The 20251-nt window shown below is 28.9% G+C and carries 23 protein-coding genes and 1 tRNA gene; 16 read left to right on the forward strand and 8 right to left on the reverse strand.

Annotation, left to right across the window (positions count from 1 at the left end):
* The 6 genes from KKE07_04865 to KKE07_04890 all read left to right on the forward strand — a co-directional run.
* Positions 1-768, forward strand: a 768-nt coding sequence (locus KKE07_04865; protein ID MBU4270173.1) for a hypothetical protein, incomplete at its 5' end; no start/stop codon positions are given.
* 9 nt (positions 769-777) lie between these two features.
* On the forward strand, positions 778-1290 hold the full coding sequence (locus tag KKE07_04870) for a hypothetical protein (protein ID MBU4270174.1): 513 nt from the start codon (positions 778-780) through the stop codon (positions 1288-1290).
* 23 nt (positions 1291-1313) lie between these two features.
* A complete protein-coding gene (locus KKE07_04875; GenBank protein MBU4270175.1) occupies positions 1314-1730 on the forward strand; it encodes a hypothetical protein in 417 nt (138 codons plus the stop codon).
* A 29-nt stretch (positions 1731-1759) separates the two neighbouring features.
* On the forward strand, positions 1760-2200 hold the full coding sequence (locus tag KKE07_04880; GenBank protein MBU4270176.1) for a hypothetical protein: 441 nt from the start codon (positions 1760-1762) through the stop codon (positions 2198-2200).
* 60 nt (positions 2201-2260) lie between these two features.
* Complete coding sequence (locus tag KKE07_04885; GenBank protein MBU4270177.1) at positions 2261-3136, forward strand: hypothetical protein; 876 nt, start codon at positions 2261-2263, stop codon at positions 3134-3136.
* Positions 3137-3476: 340 nt separating this feature from the next.
* Positions 3477-4157 (forward strand): hypothetical protein, encoded by a 681-nt coding sequence (locus KKE07_04890; protein MBU4270178.1) that lies wholly within the window; start codon positions 3477-3479, stop codon positions 4155-4157.
* 23 nt (positions 4158-4180) lie between these two features.
* Here KKE07_04890 and KKE07_04895 read toward each other — a convergent pair whose 3' ends face one another.
* The 6 genes from KKE07_04895 to KKE07_04920 form a co-directional block, all read right to left on the reverse strand.
* Positions 4181-5017 (reverse strand): hypothetical protein, encoded by an 837-nt coding sequence (locus KKE07_04895; GenBank protein ID MBU4270179.1) that lies wholly within the window; start codon positions 5015-5017, stop codon positions 4181-4183.
* A gap of 73 nt (positions 5018-5090) precedes the next feature.
* The gene (locus tag KKE07_04900) at positions 5091-5741 is read right to left on the reverse strand and encodes a hypothetical protein (GenBank protein ID MBU4270180.1); all 651 of its coding nucleotides are present in this window, start codon (positions 5739-5741) and stop codon (positions 5091-5093) included.
* Between the two features lie 39 nt (positions 5742-5780).
* The gene (locus KKE07_04905) at positions 5781-6206 is read right to left on the reverse strand and encodes a hypothetical protein (protein MBU4270181.1); all 426 of its coding nucleotides are present in this window, start codon (positions 6204-6206) and stop codon (positions 5781-5783) included.
* 175 nt (positions 6207-6381) lie between these two features.
* Positions 6382-7254, reverse strand: a complete 873-nt coding sequence (locus KKE07_04910; GenBank protein MBU4270182.1) for a hypothetical protein — start codon at positions 7252-7254, stop codon at positions 6382-6384.
* The gene (locus tag KKE07_04915; protein ID MBU4270183.1) at positions 7251-7574 is read right to left on the reverse strand and encodes a hypothetical protein; all 324 of its coding nucleotides are present in this window, start codon (positions 7572-7574) and stop codon (positions 7251-7253) included. Before KKE07_04915 ends, KKE07_04910 begins: the two co-directional genes overlap by 4 nt.
* 39 nt (positions 7575-7613) lie before the next feature.
* The gene (locus tag KKE07_04920; protein ID MBU4270184.1) at positions 7614-7955 is read right to left on the reverse strand and encodes a hypothetical protein; all 342 of its coding nucleotides are present in this window, start codon (positions 7953-7955) and stop codon (positions 7614-7616) included.
* Positions 7956-8187: 232 nt separating this feature from the next.
* Between KKE07_04920 and KKE07_04925 the strand changes: the two genes are divergently transcribed.
* From KKE07_04925 to KKE07_04940, 4 genes are all read left to right on the forward strand, one after another.
* Positions 8188-8430, forward strand: coding sequence for a hypothetical protein (locus KKE07_04925; protein MBU4270185.1), 243 nt, complete (start codon positions 8188-8190; stop codon positions 8428-8430).
* Positions 8431-8585: 155 nt separating this feature from the next.
* Entirely contained in the window at positions 8586-9323 is a 738-nt protein-coding gene (gene sufC / locus KKE07_04930) for a Fe-S cluster assembly ATPase SufC (protein MBU4270186.1), read from the forward strand.
* Positions 9324-9325: 2 nt separating this feature from the next.
* A complete protein-coding gene (gene sufB, locus KKE07_04935; protein MBU4270187.1) occupies positions 9326-10717 on the forward strand; it encodes a Fe-S cluster assembly protein SufB in 1392 nt (463 codons plus the stop codon).
* Entirely contained in the window at positions 10707-11435 is a 729-nt protein-coding gene (locus KKE07_04940) for a SufD family Fe-S cluster assembly protein (protein MBU4270188.1), read from the forward strand. The genes sufB and KKE07_04940 overlap by 11 nt, the downstream gene beginning before the upstream one ends.
* 31 nt (positions 11436-11466) lie before the next feature.
* Here the strand turns inward: KKE07_04940 and gyrB are convergent, their stop codons facing one another.
* On the reverse strand, positions 11467-13899 hold the full coding sequence (gene gyrB, locus KKE07_04945; GenBank protein ID MBU4270189.1) for a DNA topoisomerase (ATP-hydrolyzing) subunit B: 2433 nt from the start codon (positions 13897-13899) through the stop codon (positions 11467-11469).
* Between the two features lie 208 nt (positions 13900-14107).
* Between gyrB and KKE07_04950 the strand changes: the two genes are divergently transcribed.
* The 6 genes from KKE07_04950 (at position 14108) to KKE07_04975 (ending at position 19193) form a co-directional block, all read left to right on the forward strand.
* Positions 14108-14626: a nucleoside deaminase gene (locus tag KKE07_04950; GenBank protein MBU4270190.1), complete on the forward strand. Its 519-nt coding sequence runs from the start codon at positions 14108-14110 to the stop codon at positions 14624-14626.
* Entirely contained in the window at positions 14577-14921 is a 345-nt protein-coding gene (locus KKE07_04955) for a TraR/DksA family transcriptional regulator (GenBank protein MBU4270191.1), read from the forward strand. Before KKE07_04950 ends, KKE07_04955 begins: the two co-directional genes overlap by 50 nt.
* 4 nt (positions 14922-14925) lie before the next feature.
* A tRNA-Thr gene (locus KKE07_04960) sits at positions 14926-15000 on the forward strand.
* 133 nt (positions 15001-15133) lie between these two features.
* Complete coding sequence (rpsI, locus tag KKE07_04965; protein ID MBU4270192.1) at positions 15134-15538, forward strand: 30S ribosomal protein S9; 405 nt, start codon at positions 15134-15136, stop codon at positions 15536-15538.
* A 43-nt stretch (positions 15539-15581) separates the two neighbouring features.
* Positions 15582-17498 carry a glutamine--fructose-6-phosphate transaminase (isomerizing) gene (gene glmS, locus KKE07_04970; protein MBU4270193.1) on the forward strand — a complete coding sequence of 639 codons (1917 nt, stop codon included), beginning with the start codon at positions 15582-15584 and terminating at the stop codon, positions 17496-17498.
* Positions 17499-17546: 48 nt separating this feature from the next.
* Positions 17547-19193, forward strand: a complete 1647-nt coding sequence (locus KKE07_04975) for a C40 family peptidase (protein ID MBU4270194.1) — start codon at positions 17547-17549, stop codon at positions 19191-19193.
* A gap of 55 nt (positions 19194-19248) precedes the next feature.
* Here KKE07_04975 and KKE07_04980 read toward each other — a convergent pair.
* On the reverse strand, positions 19249-20251 hold a 1003-nt coding region (locus tag KKE07_04980; protein MBU4270195.1), incomplete at its 5' end, for a DNA repair protein RadA.

Below are 20251 nucleotides of genomic sequence, written 5' to 3' on the forward strand. Positions count from 1 at the left end.
AATGAAATATCTATAGATAAAATAATAAAAGAAAATTCTGATGTTGATATAGAAGTGTATGAATTATCTCTTGAAGAACCACATTGTTATTTTGTATGTGATTCAGCTGAAAATCCAATTTTAATACATAATATGGATCAAATTTTTATGACTGCTGGAGATAAAGCTGAATCAATACTTGAAACAGTTGTTTCTACAGGAGTAACCCTTTTTGGCTTAGCAAAATCCTTAGGTCTTTTTGATAAGAAAAAAAAGCAGGAAGATAAGAAGCAACTGCCTAAAGTAGCTGAAAATAATAAAAGTGAAAATAAGGCTACAGATAAGACAAAAAAGACTGATGATAAAAAACAGAGTGAAAAGGGTAAAGATAAAGGTAACGATTCTAAAAATGATAAAAAAAATAATAAAACTCCAGAATCACCTAAGAAATCTGAAAAAGAAAAATCTTCTGATGTAAAAACTCAACAAAATAGTAAACAAGAAAAAACTAAAGAAAAGTCTTGCAAGGTGGTAAGTGGTACATCTCAGGCACCTGAAAGGGCTGAACCAAATTCTGTTTATTATAAACTAGATAATTCAAATAAGAGGACAATTGTATCTAAAACAGTCTATAACGAAAATGGACAACCTAAGTTTAGAGAAGATTATGATCATTCTCATTTTGATAGAAAAACCGGTCAGGATCTTAAAAATGGACATAGGCACATTTTTGAATATAACCAAAATGGTCAAATTATAAAACCCATTAAAGTTGTGCCATTAAATTAAGGATAATTTATGAGTATAAAAATTTTGGTGAAAATTGAATTAACTGAAAAGAATATAATTCTTGATGAAATAATTGATTTATCGTTTTTTATAACAGGATTAGGTATTAAATATAGAATTGGAACAAATTTTGGTGGTAATATAGCACCTGTATTTTCTAAAATATCGCAAGGTTTGAAAAAAAATGAAATGATTTTTGAAATTACAGATGATCCAATGGATATTAATGCAGAAAATCTTTTCAGCGGCGATTGTGATATTTCTCAAGGAGAGGAGCATATTAAGCTTGTTTATGAATCATTATTTTCAAGAATGAGTCGAGTTCAAGAATTTTTAGAAAATTTATTAAATAATAAAAAAATCAAAAAACTTATTGTCAATGTTAATGCTTTAGATACATTTGATTATCAAAAATTTGATAAAATTGAAATAACAGTATCTGAATTCACAAGCAAAATGGTCGAATTATTTGCACAGCATAATCAAATGACGCCAACTGTTAGAATTTATTTTATTAAATAATTAAATTTGCATAAGGACAATTTGTGAAACAAAAAATTATAAAATGGCATATACAAGGAGAAAAAAAAATTATCCATGATATTAAGTATATTATGAATGGATCAGACGGTCTTTCCGTAATTTTGTCTGATTTTCGAACCAATATAATTCAAAAAGAATTAGATATAGTAATTAATTTTGGCTTTAATTTTATTGCTTACAGAATAACAAATGAAGAATTAAGGGCAAAATTGTATGAAGACCTAAAAAAAGATTCGGAATTTGATTTTAAGTGGGGTTTTTATGAGGTGAAAAATTCAGAATATGTTTCTTGGCTAAAAAATGAATCATATTCAACAATTGATACTAATAAAATAATTCACTATTCACTTTTTGATGAAAATTATGTACTTGATATTTTAACTACATGTAAGCCAAGTATTCAAGAAGCTCTTTTGTAAAATTATAAAAATAATGCGTAAAGTTGATTATGAAAAATTTGAATTTAAATAATGAAATATGGGAAAGATGGGATATTATAAAAAATAAAAATTTATTGCAAGATATAAAGAGTATTATATTTGAAGGAGGTAATTTAGTAATAGAACTTTATGATGCGCGGGTGAATTTAGATAATTTAGAACCAACAATTATAATTACTTTTGATCTAAATTTTGCTGCGTATAAAATAACAGGTCATTATTATAGTCAAGATAGATACAAAAGATTAATAGATTGCAATAGATTTAATCCTGAATGGCATTCGTATGTAATAAAAAATTCTCCATGGGTTAATGAATTAACTAGAAAAGGGAATATTATTATTGAAGATAAAAAAATATATGTGCATTATGCAATAACAGAAGAGAATTATACTGTAGAAGTGATTTCAGTAAGAGAGCCAAAAATAGAAATTATTAAAAAAAGTTAAATTTTTATTTATCAAAATATTTTTTATAGGGAAAAGTAAGTTTAATTTTATAGGATGTTTATGAAAATATATACAATTATAATTATTTTAGTTTTGATTTCGTCAAATTTATATTCAATGGGTGTTGTTACATCTGCTATTGGTTCTGTAGCAACACCAGTACTTAGTAGGGCTAGAGATATATTAATAGATGAGGTTTTTGAAAGTAAAATGGAACAAAAAGAGCAACAAATAAATAAAGCTTTAGATGTTTTAGCGGTTACTGCTTCTAATAATCAAATGGTAGGACAATCTAATATAGATAAACCTGAATATTACACTAGAATTGCGCTTGCTGTGGTAACAGTTGCTGCGGCGGGTGGTGCTGCCTGGTCGGATAAATTCAGATATCATGCCAAAGATACTTTAAAAAATATAAAAGATTGGACATGGGATTCCGATATAGGTAAAAAAATAAGAGATTCAGTTCATCTTAAACGTGATAAGACAAAGGATTTAGGTATAGATGAGCTAAAAGACTTTAAAGATAATCTTGATAGTGTATTAACTACTTTCTATAACGATAAAGAGACGATAGAAAAACTTAAAAAAGCTAAACGAATAAAAGTTTACTTTCAAGACGATGATAAAGATGAAACATATATTGATGGCTGGATAGATAAAAAAGCACAAGAGGCTTTCAAAAAAAAAAATCAAGAAGATGAATTTATAAAATCAGAATATGAAAGATTAAAAAAACTTGAAATTGATAATATAAATCCAACTATAAAAACTTTATTTGAAAATCAAACTCTTTTTCCATCAGATAGCTTTAAGGGTTTAATGCTTACACAATTTGATAATACATTAACAACTATAGAAGCTCCGATTCTTTTAATGGCTAATACGTTTAGACTTGCAGCATGTCCTTTTGTTAAATTATGGAAAAATATATAAAATAATATTGCTTTCATATTAGTCGGGCCCCGAAAACTTACTTTAAAATTATTTGAACATGGGAGTAAGTTTTTTGGACCAACAATTTCCGCTGAAAAACTAAAAGAGCTTTATTTCATAAAGGTAAGTGCAAAGACATTAAGATAAGTTGTGATTAAGGTATTTGGATAAAAAATAAATCTACTATTTTATGCCAAAATTATACTTATTTGAATAACATTATTGGCATTATCATAACAGAAAATATTTACTATGGTTTATGATTATCTTAACAAGTCGCAAGCAAAAAATATATTTTATGATAAAATTTTTTATAATAATTTTATAGAAGGGGCTTTTAATGTTTTTTAGAAAAAGATATTTATATATATATTTTGTTTTTTCGTTATTTGCAAAAAATATTCTTGGACAAGGTACTTTTGATCTTGTTGATAATAATAATTTGGGTGACATTGCATATCAAAATAAAGATTATGGTAGAGCGATGCTTTATTGGAAACGAGCAGAGCTTGAACTTGGTATTTTTGATAAATTACCTGTACTTAAAAAAATTGATAATTTAAAACAAGAGCTTTTCATTCAAAAACAAAGCAATAAGTTACAATTGTTTAAAGATTTAAGATTAATTAGAGACTATTTTGTGTTAGTCGTAAGAACTGTGCCTCATATAAATATAAAAATTATATTTTTGCTAATTTGGATAATTGCTTTTTTAAGCATCCAAAGATTGTTTAGACGAAAAAGAAAGTTGTTGATATTTATATTATTTTTTGGCCTGGCATTTTCCGGGTTGACGTTAGTTTTAAGATATAAATTAGATTTTTCAAACTATGGCGTTGTTGTTTTGGATGATACAAAAATTTATTCAGGTGCAGGTTCTGATTATTCTTTAATTGCAATTATTCCACAAGCAACTGTTGTTAGAGTTGAAGATAATGTTGGTGATTTTTATAGAATAAAAAATCAACGCACCGTTGGTTTTGTTGACCAAAAGTGCGTTGAAAAGATTGTACAAAATTAATGCTATCTTAATTAAATTAAGTGTTAGTTTGTTTCACCATACCAATAAGATCTGCGGGCGCTTTTTACCCATTTTAGAAACATATCCCATTGAATTTTTTTCAATGAATCGAAATTATATTTGAATTGTTCACAAAAATTATTAAAAAACTTAGAACCAATTGCACATAATTTATTTGAATGAGCTTTAATGATATCTTGTGTTAATTTATTCATATTTTCTGCTGTTGCTTCATCTAAATAAGGAAGTTGTTCTGTAGCGAATTTGTCGCAGACTATTTTATCTAAATCGTTCAAATTTGGCATATCATGAGATAAATTTTCACCATTTTTATTTGCATAATCGATTATAGCTTTTACTTGTAGCTTATAAAAATCGAAAACTTTGTGACAACCATTCTTTACCTCTTCTAAACTCTTAAAATTCAAGCCGCCAGCTGCATTATATTTTTTATAAAATTCGGATATTGCAGGTCCCGTTTCATATAGACAGCGTTCAAAATTTTCTTTTGCATCAAGGTCCATTCCTTTAGTGTAGCAAATTGGATTGTCAAAAATGGTATCTTTAATTTTTAAATAATCTAAATGATTTTTTACGAGATAACTTGCATAAATTGTGATTATGCCGGTTAAAAATATTAAGGCGCTGGCTTTTTTGTGATTTTTAACAAAATCTTTTGATTTTATAAAAGTAGTAACCAGTTTTTCTTTTGCAGATAAAGATAAATTTTTCATCTTTTCTTTAAAAGAAGTAGTTTTTTGAGATATTTCTTGTGGCATTTGTTGAATTTCAATATTTTCTGCTTTTACAGAATTTGCCAATGTGATGGATGTTAAAATAGCCAAAAATATTTTTTTCATAAAAATGTCCCCCCGGACGTTAAAAATTAGTTATTATTATTGATTACAAATAATTGTACAAAATTAGTTTAAATTAACTTAAAGCAGGATTTTTGCTAGGTGTTAAATCTTTGAGTTCTTCGTTGTTGCCTTTATTTGGTTTAATTTTGCTATAGACTTTTTTTGTTGTATTAACAGCAAATCCTACAGTTTTCTTTGTTGCATTGTAAGAAGCACTCATAGTATTTTTTGTTAAAAAGTAAGCTAGAGCAAGGGTTTTCTTTGTAACAGGATACACAACGTATTTTGCTGTTGGGTATAAAACGTATTTTGTTGCTAATACTGTACCTATTAACCCGGCTGTAGAAATGGCAGCTAATTTTCCAAATTCCAAACATTCTTCGCTATTTTTCATGCAGTAATTATCTAAAGTTGTGCCGATATTTAATATTTTATTAAAAGCGAATTTACTTATTGGAACTATATTTTTAATTCCTGATTTTATAAGGCAGTACATATCATCAGCATCTTTAAGATCTATGCCATATGATTCTTTTTTTTCTATGCACGATTCCATACTTAACCATAGTTTATCTAATTCAGGTGTACATGTTACTACATCTCCAAATGCATCACTTTGAACATATTGTGATATGCTATCTAAACCTTCTGCAATAATATTTGCATTTGTGTTATTTAGTGATAATGTTACAGCTGTTAAAACAGCTAAAAATAGTTTTTTCATAAAAATGTCCCCCCGGACGTTAAAAATTAGTTATTGTTATTAATTACAAATATTTGTACAACTTGTTTTAATTAAGTTTTTTCCAAAATCAACGACTTTATCGCTATTATTTTTTAAAATAGAAATAAGCAAATCAAAATTATTTTTATTTAATGCTTGTAAGCTGAAATATGTTGCTAAATAAATTGCAAAAGAACTCATTTTAGGATATTTAGCGGCAAATTTTTTGTACCAAGAAATTTTATTACGTATAAGATAACCATGATATTTATAAAATTCCTTAGCATCACAATCTTCATCATAATTTTTTTTAGCTTCTCCAAAGTTTTCAATGGATGTTAATCCGGCGATAAAGATATTTGCAGAACCAGGTAATATTGAATCACCAAGAGTAAATGAATTTTCAGCTTTTACAGAATTTGCCAATGTGATGGCTGCGATAATAGCTAATGCTATCTTTTTCATAATATAAACCCCCAAAAAAATATATAATAAAATACACGAAACTATTAATAGTCCATTTAAGTTTAAAAGATTAATGAGTTACTGCAAACGCCCCCATAGGTCTATCTTATTCCGGCAAGTTTTGAAAAAAAAATTATAATTATTTTACAAATATAAATTATATAAAAACCAGTGGTTAAAAGTAATTTAAATCGTCAGTCCAATAGTAATATCTGTAGGCTCGATTTACCCAGCGTTCGTGTAGATCCGATATTAATGATTTTAATGCATTAATATTAGGAGCAAATTTATTGCAAAAATTAGAAAAATATTTGGATCCAATTATACATAAACTATTTGAATGAGAAAACAGCAAATCCTTAGTCAAGTTAGTCATGTTTTTTGCCGTATTTCGGTATAGATAATCAGGTTTTTCTATTGTCAATTGTTCGCAGGATATTTTTTCTAATTGGTTCAAGCTTGGCATATTATTAGATAAATTTTCACCATTTTTATTTGCTATATCGATTATTGAATTTACTTTTAATTTATAAAAATCAAAAACCTTATGACAAAGATTTATCACGTTGTCTTTACAAGTTTTATAATTTATGCATTTATAAAAATCTTTTATTGCAAGATTTTCTTCGTTATATAGGCAGGCTTCGAAACAATTTTCAGAACCAATTTTTTTGGATTTTAAACAGTCTTTGAAGCAATCATTAATGCCTTTTGAATAATACGTTGGGTTATCATAACTGGAATTGTTAATTTTAAAATTATCTAAATGATCATGTTTGATATTATTTAGATAAATTGAGATCAGGGCTGTTGTAGTTAAAAAAATTAAGAGACTTGTTTTTTTGTGATTTTTAACAAAATCTTGTGATTTTACAAAAGTAGTAACCAGTTTTTCTTTTGCAGATAAAGATAAATTTTTCATTTTTTCTTTAAAAGAAGTAGTTTTTTGGGTTATTTCTTGGGTTATTATTGGCATGGCAATTTCTTCTGCTTTTACAGAATTTGCCAATGTGATGGCTGCGATAATAGCTAATGCCATTTTTTTCATAAAAAAAATCTCCAAAAAACTGAAAAATAAAACATATTTGTGAAGAAGTTATTATCTTTATATTTATTTGATAAATACATACTAGATATCATTGCCAAACCACTTATAAATCCACTGTGATTTTTAACAAAATCTTGTGATTTTACAAAAGTAGTAACCAGTTTTTCTTTTGCAGATAAAGATAAATTTTTCATCTTTTCTTTAAAAGAAGTTGTTTTTTGACTTATTTCTTGGGTTATTATTGGCATGGCAATTTCTTCTGCTTTTACAGAATTTGCCAATGTTACAGCTGTTAAAACAGCTAAAAATATTTTTTTCATAAAAATGTCCCCACCGGACTTTAAAAAAATTTATATAACTTAAATTGTTGTATGTAACGAGTATGCGAACTTAGCTATTGCATACATTGCAATTGAAAAGCCTACTGGTACCGTCATTCGTATTATTGCGTAAGCAATTGCAGGTTTAAGACTATATGTTACTTTAAATGAACCGAATGGTATCGTAGATGATTTTTCTGGAGCCAATGTTGATGATGTTGTGTTTGTTTCTGGTTTAATTTCCAATTTACTTATATTAGCATTAAGCATTGCTTGAAGAACTAGCTCACTCTTGTTATCATTTAAATCATTGGCGACCATTCCTTGTGCAGAATTTGCCAATGTGATGGCTGCAATAATAGCTAATGCTATCTTTTTCATAATATAAACCCCCAAATAAATATATAATAAAATACACGAAACTATTAATAGTCCATTTAAGTTTAAAAGATTAATGAGTTACTGCAAACGCCCCAACCCAGAAATGGCTGTATCTAGGGCATATTATATATTTCTTACAAATATATTTACAAATATAAAATTATTTTGATAAAATACAATTAGATATTGAAAAATTAAGTTGAATTATGTTTTATTTTTATAGGGGGAGATTATGGAAAATAGCAAAAGACTTGGGGTTAAAGCTATTTTAGCTTTGATTCTTTTTGCCGGAACAGTCCTTTTAACAGGTTGTTCTAAGCAAGAAAAGACTTTAGGCGGTGCTTTAATAGGTGCTGGTGCTGGTGCTGGTATTGGTGCTGCTGCTGGTGGCGGAGGTGGTGCTGCTATTGGTGCTGGTGTAGGTGCCATAACAGGTGGTTTAATTGGTCACAGTATGGGTGATGACGAAAAGTAATCGCATATATTGAAAGATGACTGGATCCTGAATCAAGTTCAGGATGACAAGATTCTTGATCAAATAAAAAGGGTTATGTAATGTAGCCCTTTTTCTATTTTTGAAAATCTAATAAACTAGACTAATACATATGAAACAAAATAATAGGATATTTAGTGAATAAAATTTTAGAAATAAAAAACTTATCTGTTTGCGTAAATGATAAAAAAATATTAAAAAATGTTAATTTATCAATAGAAAATGGGCAAATTCATGCCATTATGGGGCCGAATGGTTCAGGCAAAAGTACATTATCTTATACTCTTATGGGTATGCCCGGATACAAAATTAATGAAGGCCAAATATTTTTTAATGGACAAATTATCAACAATTTATCTGTAAATCTAAGAGCTAAGATGGGTCTATTTTTGGCTTTTCAAAATCCTTATGAGATAGAAGGTTTAAATATTAAGACTTTTTTGCGTGCCGCATATAATTCTTTATATAATAATACAGAGAAAGAACTCGATTTTGATCAATTTGAAGAATATTTACAAACAAAAGTAAAGCAACTATCCATTAATCCCGAATTTTTGAAAAGAAGTTTAAATGTTGGATTTTCAGGTGGTGAAAAAAAACGCTTGGAAGTTTTGCAACTATCTGTGTTGCAACCAAAGCTTATAATTTTAGACGAAATAGATTCGGGGCTTGATGTTGATGCCCTAAAAGATGTATGCGAAAGTATCATTCAAATTAAAAAAGATAATAAAGATATTTCTTTAATTGTTATCACACATTATCCAAGAATTTTAAAATATCTCAAACCTGATTTTGTACATATTATGCAAGATGGATCTATTATAAATTCCGGAGATATTTCTTTGGCTGAAAAAATAGAGCAAGAGGGATATTAAAAATGTCCGGCAATTGTAATTCTTGTGATAATATTTGTTCACAAAATATAAATTTAAATAATAAAAAAGGGTTAAATCAGGAAACTATAAAAGCTATTTCCAAGCTAAAAAATGAGCCATCTTGGATGCTTGATTATAGGCTAAACTCTTTTAATTTTTTTAAAAATAAAGAGATGCAAAATTGGGGTCCGGATCTAAGTAAATTAAATTTTGATGATCTATCTTTTTATTTTGATCCAAAATCCAAAGATAGTAACTCTTGGGAAAATGTAAATCCGGAAATAAAAAAAACTTTTGATAATTTAGGTGTTGCCAAAAATTCAGATGAATCTTTAGCCGGACAAGGCGCACAGTATGAGTCAGAAGTTGTTTATCACAATTTAAAAAAAGAGTGGCAAGATAAAGGCGTTATTTTTTTAGGCACAGATATGGCTTTAAAAAAATATCCGGAAATTTTTGAAAAATATTTTGGTACTGTTATAAAATACGATGATAATAAGTTTAGTGCTCTTAATAGTGCTGTTTGGAGTGGCGGAAGTTTTATCTATGTTCCTAAAAATGTAAAAATAGATATTCCATTGCAGGCTTACTATAGAATTGAACAACAAAATCTTGGTCAGTTCGAACGTACTTTAATTATTGCAGATGAAAATTCAAGCGTAAGTTATGTTGAAGGGTGTACGGCAAAAAATTACTCATCTAATAATTTACATAGTGCTGTTGTAGAAATTATTGCGCATGAAAATGCAACGGTAAAATATTACACTGTGCAAAATTGGTCAAATAGTGTTTACAATCTTGTAACAAAAAGAGCTATTGCACACAAAAATGCTTGTGTAGAATGGATAGATGCAAATATTGGAAGTTCTATAACTATGAAATATCCTGCAGTAATTTTGGCAGGTGAAAACGCAAGAACATCTATTTTATCTCTGGCGATTGCTGGAAAATCTCAAATTCAGGATTCAGGCGCAAAAGCAATTCATCTTGCAGATAATACAACATCAAAAATAATATCAAAATCTATAAGTAGTAATGGTGGGAATGCTATTTTTAGAGGTAAGGTTAAAGTTGTAAAAAATGCGCTAAATTGTAAATCTTTTATGCAATGTGATTCTTTGATAACTGATAAAATTTCTAAAGCATATGCATATCCCGTGTTGGAAATAAAAGAAAATAACACTGATGTTGCTCATGAGGCGAGTATTAGTAAAATTGCAGATGAACAAATTTTTTATCTAATGAGCCGAGGAATTAGTTCTGATGATGCACAAAATTTAATTATAAATGGATTTATTGAGTCCTTTACACAGAATCTGCCGATAGAATATGCTGTCGAAATTGAACGACTTGTTAATTTCGGACTTAATAATGGAGGGTGTGATGGAATTTAATTTTTTATTGGATAAAAATTTAGAAAATAATTTATCACTCAAATCTCTATTATCTCAAAATATTAAAGATATTAATTTAGATATTAAATATAAAATTAATATAAATATAAAAGATAATTTAAATATAAATTTAATAGACGATTTATTCGATTTAAATTTATTTAACAGCGAAATATATTTTATTTTAAATAACAATAGTGTACTAAATTATATTTTAAAAACAGATGTTTTACATAACTGTGAATATTTTTGTAAAAAATGTTTAAAAAATAAAAACATTAATAATATATATAAAAAAATTCATGTTAATTTATTAGGACAAAATTCCAACGCAGATTTAAAAATAGCTTATAATGGAGCAGGAAATAATCTTTTAAATATTGAAACAATCCAAGAACACAATGCAAGTCAAACTAAAAGTAATTTGATTATTAAGTCTGCATTATCTCAGTTTGCAAAATTATACAGCGATAATTTGATAAAAGTGAATAAAGATTTAATAGCAATAAATGCAAATCAAGATACAAAAAGCTTAATGTTTGGATGTTCTTCTATTGCTTTAATTAAACCTAAGCTTGAAGTTGAATCGCAAGATGTAATTTGTAAACACGGAGCGGCTGCGTCCAGATTAAATGAAAATCAATTATTTTATTTGGAAAGTCGCGGCATAAATTATTGCGAAGCAAAAGATTTATTGATTAATTCTTTTTTGAATTAAAAAAGGGCTCAATTAAGAGCCCTTTAAAAAATTAAATATCCAGATTTTTTACAAAATGCGCATGCTTTTGTATATAATCACGTCTCTCTTCAACTTCATCACCCATAAGTGATGTAAACCATTGATCAGCTTTTATAGCATCTTCAATTGTAACTTGTAAAAATTTTCTTGTTTCAGGATTCATTGTTGTTTCCCAAAGCTGTTCAGGATTCATTTCTCCAAGACCTTTATAGCGTTGGACAGTCATCATTGATTTACCCAAATCTACAATTTGATCTATAAGTTTTAAGATTCCCGTGTCTTTTGCAAAAGTTTCTTTGTTTTTTAACTTAAATGACCATGCGTCTTTATCTAAGTGACAGACCGGTTTTAATAAATTGAGTACATTTTCTGTCTCTTTTGATTCAAAAAAATTCAATGGCACTTGCCAAGATCTTTTTGCTTCTTTAAATGTGATAAATTGTTTTACTGTCGGAGTTTCTTCGCCTGCCATTAAATCATCAACGCTTTTTTCTTGTTCAAGTTCTATTTGATATTTAGGAAAATAATTTCTCAAACTGTTTATAAGTTCTTGTGCGTCATGTTGTGCGATTTTTGTATTTGTATTGTTAATAAAATTTAAAAGTTCATGGCTATTTTTTATTGATAGTTCAATATTATTGCTAAATTTATACAGTTCTGTTTGATATTCAAGAATTTGTTGAAATAATTTTTCAATTTCTTTTTCTTCAAGATTGTTGTTATTGACTTTTAAATCAATATTTTCTTGTATCCAATTGAATAAGAATTCATTTAATTCCGAATCCGTTTGTAGATATTTTTCTTTTTTACCTAATTTTACTTTATACAATGGTGGTTGCGCAACATATAGATAACCGGCTTCAATTAACGGTTTCATATGTCTGAAAAAGAAAGTTAAAAGCAAAATTCTTATGTGCGCGCCGTCAACGTCAGCGTCTGTCATTATAACAATTTTGTGATATCTTGCTTTTTCAATATTGAAAGAATCATTTCCAATTCCCGATCCAATTGCCGTTATCAAATCTTTTATTTCATTATTTGATAACATTTTGTCCATGCGCGCTTTTTCTACGTTTATTATTTTACCACGTAGAGGCAAAATTGCTTGAGTGAATCTATCGCGACCTTGTTTTGCCGAACCGCCTGCAGAGTCTCCCTCAACTATGTATAGTTCAGTTTTTGATGGATCGCTATCTGAGCAGTCAGCTAATTTTCCTGGAAGAATTGAGCTTTCAAGCGCGGATTTTCTTCTTGTTAATTCGCGAGCTTTTTTGGCAGCATTTCTTGCTTGCTGTGCTAACAAAGCTTTTTGAACAACTTTTCTTGCTATTGTTGGATTTTCTTCAAAGTATGTATCAAAGAAAGAATATAACCAAGAATCAACAATACCTTTTACTTCACTGTTACCTAATTTTGTTTTTGTTTGTCCCTCAAACTGTGGTTCGGGTATTTTTATACTCAATACACCAACAAATCCTTCTCTTGCGTCATCGCTAGATATAGGACCATCTTTTAAGGCATCTTGTTTTTGTGCAAATCGGTTTAAACTTTTTGTTAAAGCCGATCTAAATCCGGCTTCATGAGTACCACCTTCTGCCGTTCTTATATTGTTTACAAAACTGTAAGTTTGTTCTGCATAGCCGTCATTATATTGGCATGCAAAATCAACTACATAAGTATCGTCTTCTTTATGGCATTCAATTACTTCTTCAAAAAGTGGATTTTTCTTAGCATTTATATGTTTTACAAAAGAGGCTATGCCGCCTTCATAAAAAAATGATTTATCTTCACCAATTCGTTTATCGGCGATATCTATTTTTAGTCCTTTATTTAAAAAGGCTAATTCTCGAAGTCTTGCAGTTAGTGTTTCAAAATTAAAATTTGTTTCTTCAAATATTTGTGCATCAGGATAAAATTTTATGAATGTGCCTTGTTTGTCTGTTGGTCCAATTTCTTTTAAATCGGCTACAGGATGTCCGCCATTTACATAAAATTGTTGATATTCTTTACCATTTTTCCAAATGACAACTTCGAATTTACTTGATAATGCGTTTACAACCGATACACCGACGCCGTGTAATCCACCGGAATATTTATATGAATCTTTATCAAATTTACCGCCGGCATGTAATTTGGTTAAAACGACTTGCGTTGCCGATACTTTTTCTGTTGGATGTATGTCTACCGGGATACCTCGGCCGTTATCCTCAACAGAGCAAGCACCATCAGGATGTATTGTTACTATTATGTGATTACAATATCCGCCCAAAGCTTCGTCAACCGAATTGTCCACGACTTCGTAGACCAGGTGATGTAAACCTGCCGGACCTGTTGATCCAATATACATGGCAGGTCTTTTGCGAACGGCATCCAAACCTTCTAAAACTTTTATGGAACTGGCTCCATATTTGCTACTATCGTTTTGTATTTTTGTATCTTTCATAAAATCCTTTGCCCAAAATTTTTAGGTTTTCCCCAAATCTTTTTTTGTATATCCATTATACTAAAAAATTAATATTTTATCGAATTTAAATTACGTAGCGACAATATAACCAAAACTAAAATTTTTATGCAATATTATTATTATTTATTTTTATTTATTATTCTTAATATTATAATTTTTTAAATTAATTTATTTGAGAATAATAATTATGTATACAAAAGAAAATTTAATATTTATGAATCAAGCTTTAAATCAAGCTAAGCTTGCATTAAAAAAAGAAGAGGTTCCTGTTGGTGCCGTAATTGTTGATGATATGGGAAATATTTTATCAAAAGCATATAATAAAACTGAAAAAAATAAGTGCCAGACTGGGCATGCTGAAGTTTTAGCCATACAAAAAGCATGTAAAAAATTAAAAACATGGAGATTGGATAATTGTTCAATCTATGTAAGTTTGGAACCGTGTTTAATGTGCTTGGGTCTAATACAATTAAGTAGAATTAACGCTTTATATTTTGGTGCCATATCTAAAGAATTTGGCTCAGGATTGCAAGATGCATTAAAACATAAACTCTATAAAAAAGATTTATTGATCGTTGGAGGGTTGAAAGAGAATGAAAGTATTGATATCCTTAGGAAGTTTTTTATGAATTTAAGAAAATTGAGAAAGGTGAATTGTGAAAGAAAGAGCAGAATTCTTAGAAAAGGTAAAAAAGAGATTGCTTGATAGAAGATTGGAAATGGTGCAAGATCTTGATAATTTAATAACTCAAAAAGTTTCTGATGGACAGGTTCAAGATACTGGGGATGAAGCTTTATCTTTGACTATGGAAAATTTAAAATCATCATTGGAAAAAACCGATATTGATGAATTGAAATTAATTGATGATGCATTAAGCAGATTGGATAAAAGTGAATATGGTGTTTGCGTTGATTGCGGCGAGCCTATATCTTTAAAACGTCTGGAAACGTTTCCATATGCTAAGCGATGCATTGTTTGTCAAGAATCATTTGAGGCTTAATATTGCCGGTGTAGCTCAGTGGTAGAGCAACTGATTCGTAATCAGTAGGCCGTCGGTTCAAATCCGATCACCGGCTCCATTTTTATGAGATTAAGTTAAATTTACTTTAATTTGTTATTTATTTTTGACAAAATTTCCAACTTTTGTATCATAAAAACCTAATAATTGTTGTTTAGTATAAATTTTTACGTATAGTTTAAATTTGAGAATTTATGAAAAAGAGTACAGCTGTTAATAATATTCATGGTGTCGGTAGAAGAAAATCATCTATAGCTCGTGTTTGGCTAAGATCTGGTAAAGGAAATATTGTAGTAAATGGAATAAGTTACGATAAATATTTTGATACCAAACTCACAAAAAGTAAGATTGCATTGCCTGGTAAAGTTACCGGAAAAGCTCAAAATGTTGATTTGGAAATCAATATTTGCGGTGGCGGTAAAAAAGGTCAGGCTGATGCTATTCAGTTGGGAATAAGTCGCGCATTATTAAAATTGGATCCTGAATTAAAAGCAGTTTTAAGAAAATATGATCTTTTAACTGTTGATTCAAGATTAAAAGAACGTAAAAAATACGGCCAAAAAGCTGCTAGAAAAAAATTCCAATTCGTAAAACGTTAATATTTTATTGTATTTTTAACTTTTACATTCGGAGAGTTTGGGTATGTGTGGAATAGTAGCCTATGCCGGTAAAGATAGTTGTCGTGATTACGTTTTAAATGGTTTATCTAAGCTGGAATACAGAGGTTATGATTCTGCAGGTTTTGTTTGCGTATCAAGTAAACACAAACATTTGGTTTATCTAAAAAAGATTGGCAAAGTAGCAGAACTTTCTAACTCTTTATCAAAATTTGATTATAATGGATTTGTTGGGATGGGTCATACTCGGTGGGCAACTCATGGAGTTGTCAGTGAAGAGAATGCTCATCCCCATTTTAATTGTAAGAAAAACGTGGCATTAGCCCACAATGGAATAATTGAAGGCTATGAATTTTTTAGAGCTGAATTAATCTCTCATGGACATGAATTTGTATCAGAGACCGATTCTGAGGTTTTAGCTCATTATTTTGGATCTTTATTAGACTCTAATTATTCTTTAAAATCTGCAGTTTTAAATTTGGCATCAAAATTTAAGGGTGCATATTCTTGTGTGTTTTTAATTGAACAATTTCCGGATCAGTTGATTGCAATTAGGCACAATTCTCCATTAGTTTTGGGTAAGAGTAAAAATGGTAATTTTGTAGCTTCAGATTTATATGCATTTTCAGATTATACAAATGAAGTTTTATTTATGCCTGAAGATAGTTTTGCAATTATAAAATCTGACTCCGTTTTATTGTATGATTTTTCCGGAAATCAAATATATTCACCATGGCAAAGCGTTGATTTTAAATTTATAAATGCTGAAAAAGATGGTTTTGAGCATTATATGCTTAAAGAAATTTATGAACAAAAAAAGGTTATAGATAATACTGTTAATTTTTATAGGCTTATTGGTACCGATTCAAAGTTATCAACTAAAAAAATTAATGAAGATTCTTTTGACTATCAGCTTGATATTGAATATCAGGACCGTATTTGGCAACAACTTGGTATTACGCCGGAGAATGTTAAAAATTTAAAAAAAATTAATTTAATAGCAGCCGGAACATCTTGGCATGCTTGTTGTATTGCACAATATTTTTTTGAAACCATATGCAATATTCAGACAAATGTGCATTTGTCTTCTGAATTTTGTTATAAAACTTTTTTTAAAGAAGATAATTCTATTTTTATATTTGTTTCGCAATCAGGAGAAACTGCTGATACACTTCAAGCTCTAAGAAAAGTAAGTTCTTTTGATTTGCCAACAATAGTAATAACTAATGTACCGTCAAGTACAATGGTACGCGAAGCCGGTGGATTTTTGCCTATGCAGGCCGGACCTGAGATATCTGTGGCTTCAACTAAAGCTTTTTCTTCTCAACAAGCGATACTTTTTCTCTTAGCAAACAGGATTGCACTTGAAAATGGATTAATAGATTTAAAGCAAATGAAACAAGCGGAAGAAGATTTATTGATTGCATCACAAATTTTAGAGTTATCAATTGAAAAATATAAATGGGAAATAAATCAAAAACTTGCCGGAAAATATAGCGGATATGATAAATTTATTTTCTTAGGAAGGCATATAGCTTATCCGTTTGCCATGGAAGCAGCTTTAAAGTTAAAAGAAATTTCTTATATTTTTGCACAATCTTATCCGGCCGGTGAATTAAAACATGGCCCGATTGCACTTATAGACAATAATATACCTGTGGTTTTGTTTTCTTCTTTAGATGATGTGATTTATAAAAAAATTATATCAAATGCTCAAGAAGTTAAAGCCAGACATGGTCACTTGGTCATATTTGCTTTTGAAGGTCAAAAAGAGCTTATTTCTTTAGCCGATTATTCTTTTGAAGTACCACATGTTAATTCTTTATTGGGACCACTTGCAATGACTGGGTTGATGCAATTTTTTGTTTATCAAATAACAAAAAAATTGGGTTATCCAATCGATAAACCAAGGAATTTAGCAAAGTCCGTAACTGTTGAGTAGTTTATTTTATACTTTAAAAATATTTTTTATTTTTATATGGGAGAGAGTATGAAGTGTTTGATTAAATATTTATTATTTAATTTATTTATCTTTTTAAATTGTTATTCGCAAATAAGAATTATTAATAAGCCAGTTTCTACGCTACAAGATCCGCCTGTAATAGAATCAAAAGAAATTAAATATCCTGTGTTTCATAAAGACGCACAAAATCTTGATTCATTGGGTTTATATGGTGATTTATTATTTTATAACGAAGAAGAAAATATCAGAAACAATAAAGCAAAAATTACTTTATATAATGGGATAACCTGGATTTATGTTAAGGCTCTAGATATGTTCAATCAGGAACATGAAGCTATATCTTGTTGGGTTAAAGAAAGTGATACGCAAGTTTTAGAAAATTTTGTTATTCCAGAAATTATATCTGTTATTAAAAATAATTGGGTAAATAATTTATCTATTGGCACAAAATTATTAACTTTAATAAATGATCCAGATAAATTTAATATCTTTGATATAAAAACAGCTTTTAATTCTCAAAATTTAGACGAAAAATTATTGCGTGAAAATATATTAAAAACAGCACAAAATTTTTTGGGCATGCCATATTCTTGGGGTGGTAAGTCTGCTTGGGATGGTAAAGGTCTAAATGATACTGCTGAAATGCAAACCAGTGTAGATTGTTCAGGCTTTATTAATTTAATATATAGGGTAAATGGGTTAGAAATTCCAAGAAATTCTGGAACACAATATAAATACTGTAATAAAATAAATAAAGGCTTAGATTTATTGCCTGGGGATTTAATTTTTTTGACAAATCCTACTTCAGGCAATATTAATCACGTTATTTTATATTTAGGTAATAATTTAATGCAAGAAAGTATAGGCTCAGAAAATCCAGAAGAAAATCGTATTACAGAATTTAATAAACGCTTTGGTAAAAATATAAGCGAAACTAATTCTGGCGATTTTTCTAATGTAATAGAGGGACAAAAAATTTACTTTGGTTCTCTTTTAAATTCACAAGAAAAATTAGAAGAGATGCGTAAATATTTCTTTTTTACAAAAAATTTAATTAAAATTTCTTATTTTAATAATATTTCTAAAGAGCTAGAAAATTTTATAACAGGTAAATCTTTTAAACCAAATTTCCCCATAAAGATAGAAGACTTAGCAGTTGTTTATACTTTATATTGGGGTTTTGATAATTTGGTATACCCAGGACAAATTATTGTTAATAAATCTGTGGCTAAAGATGTTTGTGATATTTTCCAAGAACTTTTTGATGCTCATTTTCGCATAGAAAAAATAAGTTTAATCGATAATTATAATGCAGATGATGATCTTGCTATGGCAGATAATAACAGTAGCTCATTGTGTTGCCGTGCAATAACAGGAAAACCGGGGACATATTCAAAACATACTTTTGGTTTGGCTATAGATATTAACCCTGTTCAAAACCCATATGTTAAAGGTAAGTTAGTATTGCCGGAAAATAGCAAAAATAATTTAAATAATATTAATTATACAGATAGAGATGCTGTTAAAAATTTGATGGGTGTAATAACTCAAGATTCTGTTTGTTATAAAATATTTGCAAAATATGGTTGGACCTGGGGTGGAAATTGGGACAAAACTTATTTTGATGGAACAGAAAATAAACGATATTTTGATTATCAACATTTTGAAAAATAGATATCTTTTTGTTTTATTGTCATCCCGGGCGAATACCCGGGATCTCTTTTTTATACTACTCAGGAAATAATTTTATTAATTCGTAAATATTTTTAAAACTTATAGTGTTACTTGAACTTTTAAGTTTTTGATTTTTTGATATAAATATTTTGTTTATTCCAAATTTTTCCGCTTCACCAATTTGTAATTCTATTTGATTTACCGGTTTAATTTGGCCCGTTAAACTTATTTCTGCTATAGAAATGGATTTTTCAGGTAACGGTTTTTGAAAATAGCTTGATAAAAGTGAAAGAGCTATACCCAAATCACAACTGGTTGTTTTTACTTTGAATCCCCCACTAATTTTAAAAAATATATCTTGAGTGCTGAATTTTATATGTAAATATTTTTCCAAAATAGCCGCAATTAAAATAACTCTTTTTGGATCTATGCCTGTAATAATTCTTTGTGGAATTCCAAATTTAGATGTAACGCAAAGAGATTGTAATTCAAGTAATAATGGGCGAGATCCTTCTATGTAACTTATAAGAGCTGATCCCGGATTTTCCGATGCTTCATGTAAAATTAATTTATTTATATCAGGTACTTCTTGCATGCCATCAGTTCCCATTTCAAAAAAACCGGTTTCTTGAATTGTGCCAAATCTATTTTTTACAGATCTTAAAATTCTAGTTTGCCATTTATCTTCACCTTGTAAATAAAAAACTCCATCAACTATATGTTCTAAAACTTTAGGGCCGGCAATGTGGCCTTCTTTTGTTATGTGACCTGTAATTAATATTGCTATATTATTTTCTTTTGCCAATTTGCACAGCAAAAAGCCGGCTTCTCTAAGTTGCCCTACTGTGCCGGGAATTATGCTGGAGTTTTCTGCCAAACTGCAATTTTGGATGGAATCTAAAATTAAAATATCCGGTTTTTCTATTAAAGCTACTTGAATTATTGTTTCAAGATTTGAATGATCGGAAAATAACAAATTGCTGTTTTCAGGAATATCTAAACGTTGTGCTCTATTTTTTACTTGTTGCAATGATTCTTCAGAAGAAAAATAAATTACT

The sequence above is a fragment of the Candidatus Dependentiae bacterium genome (assembly GCA_018897535.1).
In the GTDB taxonomy this organism is placed as follows: Bacteria; Babelota; Babeliae; order Babelales; family UASB340; genus UASB340.